Origin of the sequence: Rathayibacter iranicus NCPPB 2253 = VKM Ac-1602, from assembly GCF_003149025.1 — a bacterium.
Lineage (GTDB): Bacteria > Actinomycetota > Actinomycetes > Actinomycetales > Microbacteriaceae > Rathayibacter > Rathayibacter iranicus.
Genome location: NZ_QGDV01000012.1, coordinates 85635 through 94977, shown reverse-complemented (window position 1 = coordinate 94977; position 9343 = coordinate 85635). Strand labels below are relative to the sequence as shown.

The following is a 9343-nucleotide window of genomic DNA, read 5'->3' as shown; positions in this document are numbered from 1 at the left end:
TTCACTCAGCCAGTAAACGATCGGGGATCCGGGGATCGCTGAGAACTCATCCTGGGGGGCCTCGAAACGGTTGTAGTTCTCATCAAGAAACAGGGCCTCGATCGTTGAGACCGATCGCACATCGACGTGCTGCTCGAAAAGGCGGCGGTAGACGCCCCGAGCGGTCGGTGTCGGAGGCGTGTTGATGACGACGAACGCGACAGTGCCGAAGTCGGAGCCGAAGACACCGCGTCCGAGGTGCGCCATCGAAGCGAGACGCTGGTCGCGGAGCAAATCACGTCGGAGGTCCTCGAACGACTTCAGAGACATCCACGAGGGCAGATTAATCATCGCCCACATGCCGCCCGCCTCCGCCATCGCCTGAGCACGCACCATGAATCCCGTCATGAGGTCCGACTTGCCCGTCGGGTACTCGTCCTTCATGAACTGTGAACATCGCGACCCGGCGACTCTGCGAGGCGCGACCAACGGTGCGCCCCCGCACCCGCCAGCCCTACCAGACCTCGCGCCACCCTCATGTGCTTCGGGTTGAAATGGCTACCCTGATGGCTACCCGTCTGGCGCGGGTGAAAGGCCTGGTCGCGGGCCTGATAGCGCCTGCCCTCGCCGTCCAGTTCTCGCGGGTCGCAGGCCGTGCGAGAAGGTGACGAAGGCTACCCCCACGGCTACCCTGACGGTCGGCGTGCGTCGGCAGCGGTAATCTGACAGGAAGCAGTGGCACGCAAACAGCGCAAACGGGGTAGTGGCTCGGTCTACCGCAACGCCCGTGGCCAGTGGGTGGCGGCCGTGGAGGCCGGGTGGACCGAGCGGGGGACACGGCGACGACTGACGCTCAAGGCGATGACGGAGGCCGACGTCCGTGCTCGGTTGGCTGAGGCGCAGCGCCGTATCGCAGCGGAGGGGACGGTCGCGTCGTTCGCGAGCATCACGATCAAACGATGGATCGATCAGTGGCTCGCCCAACGCCAGCGGGTCGTCCGCCCGGGGACTTACGTCGCCGACCGGTCCGCCATCGCCCGCTGGATCGTACCTACGCTCGGGCATCTCAGCCTTGCCGCCCTGACTCCAGCGGACATCCGCCGAGTCGCGTCGGCGCAGGAGGAGGCGGGGCTCGCGCTTCCCACGATGCAACGCACTCACGCCGTGCTCGGCAAGATCCTCGCGGACGCAGTCGCAGAGGGCTATCACGTCTCCCCGCGCACGCGGGAGACGGCAGGTCCGGGCGCAGGACGATCCTCGAGGCAGGCTCTCAGCACGGAGAGCGTGAAGCGGGTCCTCGCCGTCGTCACCGAGCGCTCCGACGTCTCGCGCTGGGTCGCCGCGCTGGTCGAAGGACTGCGTCCCGCCGAGGCGCTCGGGCTCACCTGGGAGATGGTCGACTTGGACTCGGCGACGATGACGCTGGCGTGGCAGCTCAAGGCACTGCCCTACGTCGAGCGGCGCTGCCCCGCGAGCGGCTTCCGCGTGCCGCGCGGATTCGAGTCGCGGCACCTCAACGGCACCTACCACCTGGTCCGGCCGAAGACTCGCGCGGGGATCCGCGTCGTGCCTCTCGTGCCCTGGTTGGCCGACGCGCTCGCGACCTGGCGGGGCCGAGCGCCGTCCTCCTCCTTCGACCTCGTCTGGCCGCGCAGCGACGGCGGCCCGCAGTCCGCCGAAGCTGACCGCGCTCAGTGGTACGACATCGTCGACCGAGCGGACGTGTCGATCACTCTTCCGAACGGGAAGACCCGTCGTCCGCTGCTCTACGAGGCGCGCCACACCTCGGCGACTCTGCTCCTCGCCGGTGGGATCGACGAGACCACGATCAAAGCCATCCTCGGGCACTCCTCCGTGCTGAGCACCCAGTCCTACCTGCACACCGATCGGGCGCGCACGCGTGCTGCGCTCGAGCGGTCTGCGACGATGCTGGGACTCGGCGGGTAGTCTGAGCGTACGCAGACAGGCCGACCCCAGAGGCTCAGACCTGGGAGAATTCTCGTGGCCGGGCGAGACGTGGTGAGGCAGAGCAGTTGAAGACACTTGAGCAGACGGTCGCGCAGCATCGAGAAGAATGGGCGGCACGCTCGCTCGAGCAGCAGCGCCTGGAGATCGCCAACAACGAGGCCGTCGCTCGGCTCTATGGTCTCGAAGACGAGGTCCCGTCCCACGTTCCGCTTGAGCGAGTATCCCTGACGAACAACTCGGCGTTCCGCTGGCCGAACAAGACACCGGAGGAACGCGACGCTCTGTTCGCACAGTCGGCGATCACCGATCTGATCTCCTACGCCGTCGGCTGCATGTTCGGGCGTTACAGCCTCGACAAGCCAGGACTCGTCCTCGCCGATCAGGGATCGACCCTCGACGACTATCTCGCCGTGATCCCCGAGCCGACGTTCCTACCCGACGCCGACAACGTCATCCCGATCGTCGACGGCGACTGGTTCGAGGACGACATCGTCCAGCGATTCCGCCTCTTCCTCCGTACGGTCTTCGGGGAGCAGCACTTCGAGGCGAACCTGCGGTTCATCGACGAGACTCTCGGACTTCGGAATGTGCGCGACTACTTCATCAAGACGACGGGTCGTGGTGCCGACTCCAAGTTCTACAACGACCATGTCCAGCGCTACAAGAAGCGACCGATCTACTGGCTCTTCTCCAGCCCAAGGGGCTCCTTCACCGCGCTGATCTACCTGCACCGGTACACGCCGTCGACCACGTCTGTGGTGCTGTCGTACCTGCGCGAGTATCTGACCAAGCTGGAATCAGCGCAGCAGCACGCCGAGCGGACGGGCAACGTCCTGGAGGCCGATCGACTCCGCAGGATGATCCACGAGCTCGAGGAGTACGAGCACGACACGCTCTACCCGAAGGCGTCCGAGAACGTTGTCATCGATCTCGATGACGGAGTCAGGACCAACTACCCGAAGCTCGGTGCGGCGCTGAGGAAGATCCCGGGCCTGGAGGCGTCTGAGTGACGGCGAGGAGACCGTGACGCTCGATCTCCTCGCGCTCGACGCGCAGAGTCGAATGGCCGCGCCTGAGGGGAAGACCCGCGAGTACAAGCGCGATCTCTCGTCGCCGGCCAAGCCGCTGCGTACCATCGTCGCCTTCGCGAACTCCGCCGGCGGCCACCTGATCATCGGCGTCTCCGACGACGGCACTGTGGTCGGAGTCACTGACCCCTTCGCGGAGGAGGAACGGATCGCGAGCCTCATCGCCGACACCATCGAACCCCAGCTCGTGCCGGCGATCGATCTCGCGACCGTCGGGAATCGGACTGTGCTGATCGTGGATGTGCCCCTCAGCACGCGGCGACCGCACTACGTCAGAGCTCAGGGGATGAACGGTGGCGTGTACGTGCGACTCGGGTCCACAACGCGACAGGCCGATCCCGCGCTGGTGGCGGAACTGGAGCGTACGGCCCGGGGTGTGGCGTTCGAGGACCTGCCGGAGCCGCGCGCTTCGCTCACGGACCTCGATCTTGCCCGGCTTGGAGAAGTTCGAGGTCGAGCAACCACTGCTCAGGATCTCGTCTCTCTCGGGCTCGCGGTGCTTCAGGGGACGCGCGTCGTTCCCACTCACGCGGGAATTCTGGCGTCGTGCCCTGACCCCACTCGATTCCTTCCCTCGGCGTGGATCCAGTGCGGTCGGCTCCGTGGCGCGGACGGTACTGATCTGTTCGATCAGATCGAGATTCACAAGCCGCTTCCCGAGGCGGTCGAAGACGTCATGGCGTTCCTGACCAAGCACGCCTACAGGTCGGGCGTCTTCGGCTCGGCCCGGCGGAAAGACGTCTACTCGATCCCTGTCGAGGCGGTGCGGGAGGTGGTCGTCAACGCGCTCGTGCACGCGAGCTTCGCGGAGCGCAGCACGCCGATCCGCGTCGGCTTTTACGACACCCGGATCGTGGTCGAGAGTCCCGGTGGACTGCTGCCAGGGATGACTGTTGAGACGATGCGTGGGGTGTCACGACTTCGCAACCCGTCGCTCGCCCGAATCTTTCGCGATGCCGGACTCATCGAGCAGTGGGGCAGCGGCGTCAACCGGGTCTACAGCGAGATTGCGAAGGCAGGGCTGCCTGCTCCTGAGATCGAGGAGATCATGGACCGGGTCCGGGTCACGATCCACGTGGTCGATCACTCTTCCTCACCCAGGCCCATGGAGCGAGATGCCTCCGCAAGTAGCAAAGACCGTAGGTATGACGGTAGGTATGATGTGCGCATGTTGAGCGCCGCGGTCGCCGGGCCTGTCCATCGCGACGTCTTGCTCGCAGCCGTGGGGCTCAAGCCCCTGTCGCAGAACTACACACGGCACGTCGCTCCGCTCCTCGAGGCGGGTCTGCTCGCGATGACGGTACCCGATAAGCCGCGAAGCAAGTCGCAGCGCTACCGCATCACCGACGCCGGCCGTGAGTTCCTGGAGGTCACCCGATGAGCGATTTGACGTCCGTCAACGACGCGCTGCGCAACCGCTTCGCGTCTCAGCGCATAGTGTTCTGGCACGACCCTACCGGTGAGTACGCCGCCGACCTCGACTCGCTCGACCTCGACGCCGTCAACCTCATCCGCGTCGACAACGACGAGTTCGGGGTGAAGAACAGGATTCTCGCCGACAACCTCGGCCGACACCTCGTCTACCGCGCCGGCGAGGTCGCGCGCGGCACCGGCGACTGGCTCCTGGACCTCGAACTCGCCTACGGCGTCTTCACCGCGGACAAGACCTCGATGCTTCAAATGGAGTTCGGTCTGAGCGACCCCGCGGTGCTGTCGGTGTTCGAGCAGCATCAGAAGTTCTTCGCCGCGGCGAGCCGGAAGCAGGCGCTGCTCATTCTTGTCGATGTCGACGACGAAGCGACCCACCTTCGAGCCAAAATGTGCCAGGTGCTCGTCAAAGCCGAAGGGAACAAGCTCACGGACATTGTCCGCGAGCTCCTCGTCGATCATGCCGAGGGTCGATCGGCACGATTCGACGACCTGGTGTCCTTCGGTCTCGATGGCTTCTTCTGGAGCGGATTGTCCGGAATCTACCGGTATACGAGTATCAGTCCGACCATGGACGATTTCGTCCTATGGATGTTCGGTCGTGCCGTTGAAGACTTCGCGTCGGCGACTCCCGACGAATTCCGGAACATCCGGAGCGATTTCAATGCCTTGCGGTATGACGTCCGTGTGCGAGAAGTGATGACCAAGCTCGCCATTCGAGCGGGAGACGAACTCGATGTGAAGTCCCGGATCGAGGAGCGCGACTATCGGGAGCTCGTCGGAGTCACGATCTTCGAGGAAGTCGACCGGAAGGTGATCGTCGATCTCGCCGCCGCCGTCGCCAAGCAGTCGGTGACGCCCCGTGAGGTCGCCGAGATAGTGCGTCAACGCCGTCACAGCCTCTGGAGCGCTAGCTACGCCAAGCTCTATGACGCCATCCTGAGCGCGTCGGAGTTGCTAGTGACGATCGCCGCTCTGCCCCACACCATCCCCTCCGTCGCCGCCGGACTCGAGAAGTACCAGACCGAGTGGTACCGCATCGATCAGCACTATCGCTGGTTCACTCATGCTTATCAGACGGCCGACTTCCAGAAGCCCTTGCAGGGGCTGAAGGAGGAGATTGACAAGCATTACGCCAACCACTATCTCTACGATTTCGGAGGTCTTTGGCAGCAGGTTCTCGAGCCGCTGGCTGAATGGAGATCGGCAGCACTGACACCTCAGGCGAAGTTCTTCGATCGACACGTCGCACCGGTCCTCAAGGACGGCCGCACAAAAGCCGTCGTCATCATCTCCGACGGCATGCGTTACGAGGTCGCCGAGGAACTGGCCTCGAAGGTCCGCAGCGAGGACCGCTTCGATGCTTCCGTCTCGGCGCTGCTCGGCTCGCTGCCGAGCTACACCCAGCTCGGCATGGCGTCACTCCTGCCGCATTCGACTTTGGTGCTGGATCCCCTCGGAATTCCGGTCTTCGCTGATGGGAGGCCCACGAACGGGCTGGCGAACCGCGGCAAGCTCCTGGAGCCGGTGAGAGGCTGCGCCCTCACCGCGGAGAGCGTGATGGCGATGTCGGGGAGTGAACTGCGCGAGCTGTACACCAGGTACCAGGTCTTCTACGTCTATCACGATCGTATCGACGCCGCCGGTGACAAGACGGCCACTGAGCGAACCGTGTTCGAGGCGGTGGACGACACTCTCCGAGAATTGATGGCTCTCGTGAAGAGATGGACCAGCGCCAACGCAACGAACATCCTCATCACCGCGGACCACGGATTCCTCTACCAGGACCAACCGCTGGAGGAGGCGTACTACCTCTCCGCAAGCCCGCAGGGCGAGGCGGTGACGAAGGTTAACCGTCGCTACGCGCTTGGCCGTTCCTTGAAGCCTTCGTCCTCGTTCATGACCTTCACGTCGTCGCAGGTTGGGCTCGTGGGGGACATCGACATCCAGATCCCGAAGTCGATCCATCGCATACCGCAGGCTGGTGCCGGCACTCGCTACGTGCACGGAGGTGCCTCGCTGCAGGAGATCGTCGTACCGGTGATCACGGTCAATAAAAGGCGGAAGAGTGACATCCGTCCTGTGAGCGTCGACCTCATGCCCGAGACCGACAAGATCACCACGGGACAGCTCGCTGTCAAGCTTCTGCAGCGCGAAGCCGTCACTGACAAGATTCAGCCCCGCGAGGTTCGGATCGGCCTGTACGCTGACGAACAGCCGATCTCCGACCGACCCGTCGTCACTTTCGCCAGCACTTCCGGTGAACAGCGCGATCGGTACCAAAGGGTGGTGCTGTACCTGACTCAGGAAGCAGACGAGCACAACAATCGCACGGTCGAGTTGCGGCTCGAAGAGCGGATCCCGAACACGACACACTGGAAGACCTTCGCGAAGGGGAATTACATCATCAAGCGATCGTTTACAGCGGACTTCGATTTTTAGGACATCATGACGGATCTTGAAGATGCACTCGGTGACCTGGGCGTCACACGAATTCAACAGATGACCGACGCGGCACCCATCGCCTCCGCCCTCGACGAGAAGATCAACGAGCATTTTGCCGGCGCGGTAGTCCGGAAGGATCTCGTCGCGGCGGTCCGTGGTAATGCCGTGGTGCCGTCCTATGTCCTGGAATACCTCTTAGGTCAGTACGCAGCCTCGGATGACGAGGCGACGATTCAATCGGGGATCGAAAGCGTGCGCCGAATCCTTACGGAACACTACGTCAACCGCAACGAGCACATGCTCGTTAAATCCGAGATCCGCCGGAAGGGCCGTCACCGCGTGATCGATAAGGTCACGGTCACGCTCAACGAGAAGAACGACGTGCATGAAGCGGAGTTCGAGAATCTTCAGGTCAAAGGCGTCATCGTGGATGACGCCACGGTCACGCAGAACCCGAAGCTCCTCGTCGGCGGCGTGTGGTGCATCAGCGACATCGAGTATTTCCATTCGGATGATCAGCGTGTTGTGCCGTGGATCCTCGGCAGTTTGAAGCCTGTGCAAGTCGCCGGCGTCGACATCGACCGGTATCACGAGGCTCGCCGAGCCTTCACGACCGAGGAGTGGATCGATCTGCTCATGCAGTCGATCGGTCTCAACCCCGAGCAGTTCGACGAGCGCGGAAAGCTCATCGCCCTGACACGCTTGATCCCGTTCGTCGAACGCAACTACAACCTGGTCGAGCTCGGGCCCAAGGGCACGGGCAAGTCGCACACCTTCGGAGAGTTCTCGCCGAACGGCATCCTCATCTCCGGGGGTGAAGTTACCGTCGCCAAACTATTCGTCAACAACTCCAGCGGTCGGATCGGATTGGTCGGGTATTGGGACTGCGTAGCGTTCGACGAATTCGCCGCCAACCGGCGCACGGATCAGAACCTCGTCAACGTGATGAAGAATTACCTCGCGAACAAATCCTTTTCGCGAGGCACGAGCATCTACGGCGCCGAGGCGTCGATGGCATTCATTGGGAACACCACGCATACCGTGCCGTACATGCTCAAGAACTCCGATCTGTTCGACGAGCTGCCCGACTCCTACCGGGACCCTGCCTGGCTGGACCGCATTCATCACTACCTTCCAGGCTGGGAGGTGTCACCCATCCGCTCGGCGATGTTCTCATCCGGCTACGGATTCGTTGTCGACTACCTCGCCGAGATCCTGCGTGCGAAACGCGCGGAGGACTTCTCGCACTTCTATCGTCATTCCTTCACCCTCGATAGCTCCATCTCTACCCGCGATCAGGACGGGATTCGCAAAACGTTTTCCGGGCTGATGAAGCTCATTCACCCGACGTCAGAAGCCGACGAGGACGAGGTCCGGGCGTTGCTGGAGTTCGCGGTCGAAGGACGCAAGCGTGTGAAGGATTCGATCCTGCGGATCGATCCCACGATGCGAGACGCACCCGTGCACTTCCGCTATTCCGACAAGGCGGGGATCTGGCGTGACGTCACGACTCTCGAGGAGCGTCAGTACCCGCAGCTGTACCGGCGGTACTGGAGCGCCACCCCCGAGGGCGAGGCAGGTGCCAGCGCGGGGGAGGAGTCCTCGTCGGATCGAGCCGATCGACGGTCTCCTGCCGCTTTGTCGCCTGCGCTATCCGCTACGGTCGAGCCATTGGCGGCCGTCGTGCCCCCGACCTCAGTGGAGTCCTCGGCCCCGGCCCCGGCTGTGGGGCACCGTGACTTCACCGCCGGGCAACGAGGTGTAGCGTACGAGACGCTTCTTCTGCCTTACCTCCGCGGGGCCGCGAAGATCACGATCACCGACCCCTACGTCCGCATGTCACATCAGGGGCGGAATCTCGCAGATCTGCTGAGTCTCATCGCTGCGGAGAAGGACGACGCCGACGAGGTCGAGGTCGAACTCGTCACGACGGAGGAGCCGAAGCCGGAGTTCAAGCACAGCCAGTTGCTGATGTTGAAGTCGATCAAGGACGCATCCGACGCGGTCGGAGTGCGCCTCGCGGTGCGGCTGGACGACACGATCCACGACCGACGCATCGAGACCGACACCGGATGGCGCATCGATCTCGGGAAGGGTCTGGACATCTGGCAGAAGCCGAACGACAACCCCTTCGATTTCGGTCGTAATAGGCAGGAGTTCCGCTTAATTGGATCCTCTTTTGCTGTGCACTATGTGAGGATCCCAACTGCTGGTTAGGAGCGATGAGAAGGGGCGGCTCTGCGTCAGCACGAGGCGGCCCACTGCAACATCAAACGATCGTCCACTCGTGCTGGGCCAGCCGGGCGGAAGGCGCTTTAATAGAACTTCCGGATTCACGGACGGTCGACACTCACGCTGACGGTCTTCGGCAGGAGGCGAATGAGTCGTCCTAGTCGGGGGGCGTGGCGCCTACGCTCCGCCTTGCGCCGACTCAT

The 9343-nt window shown here is 63.3% G+C and carries 5 protein-coding genes and 1 pseudogene; 5 read left to right on the top strand and 1 reads right to left on the bottom strand.

The genetic code is table 11. From position 1 onward, the window contains the following. Positions 1-423 (bottom strand): annotated as a pseudogene (locus B0H03_RS12310) (BREX-1 system adenine-specific DNA-methyltransferase PglX); the annotation flags it as partial. Positions 424-714: 291 nt separating this feature from the next. Here B0H03_RS12310 and B0H03_RS12305 point away from each other — a divergent pair. From B0H03_RS12305 to brxL, 5 genes are all read left to right on the top strand, one after another. Further along, the gene (locus tag B0H03_RS12305) at positions 715-1926 is read left to right on the top strand and encodes a tyrosine-type recombinase/integrase (RefSeq protein ID WP_104263911.1); all 1212 of its coding nucleotides are present in this window, start codon (positions 715-717) and stop codon (positions 1924-1926) included. An 86-nt stretch (positions 1927-2012) separates the two neighbouring features. Next, the gene (locus tag B0H03_RS12300; protein WP_104263912.1) at positions 2013-2957 is read left to right on the top strand and encodes a BREX-1 system adenine-specific DNA-methyltransferase PglX; all 945 of its coding nucleotides are present in this window, start codon (positions 2013-2015) and stop codon (positions 2955-2957) included. Between the two features lie 13 nt (positions 2958-2970). Beyond that, a complete protein-coding gene (locus B0H03_RS12295; protein WP_202129909.1) occupies positions 2971-4416 on the top strand; it encodes an AlbA family DNA-binding domain-containing protein in 1446 nt (481 codons plus the stop codon). Beyond that, positions 4413-6905, top strand: coding sequence for a BREX-1 system phosphatase PglZ type A (pglZ, locus tag B0H03_RS12290; protein WP_104263913.1), 2493 nt, complete (start codon positions 4413-4415; stop codon positions 6903-6905). Before B0H03_RS12295 ends, pglZ begins: the two co-directional genes overlap by 4 nt. 6 nt (positions 6906-6911) lie before the next feature. Further along, the gene (brxL, locus tag B0H03_RS12285) at positions 6912-9125 is read left to right on the top strand and encodes a BREX system Lon protease-like protein BrxL (RefSeq protein ID WP_104263914.1); all 2214 of its coding nucleotides are present in this window, start codon (positions 6912-6914) and stop codon (positions 9123-9125) included. The last annotated feature ends 218 nt before the right edge of the window (positions 9126-9343 follow it).

Coding starts and splice junctions, on each gene's coding strand:
- pglZ (WP_104263913.1), top strand. CDS start 4,413: ATGAGCGATTTGACGTCCGTCAACGACGCGCTGCGCAACCGCTTCGCG.
- brxL (WP_104263914.1), top strand. CDS start 6,912: ATGACGGATCTTGAAGATGCACTCGGTGACCTGGGCGTCACACGAATT.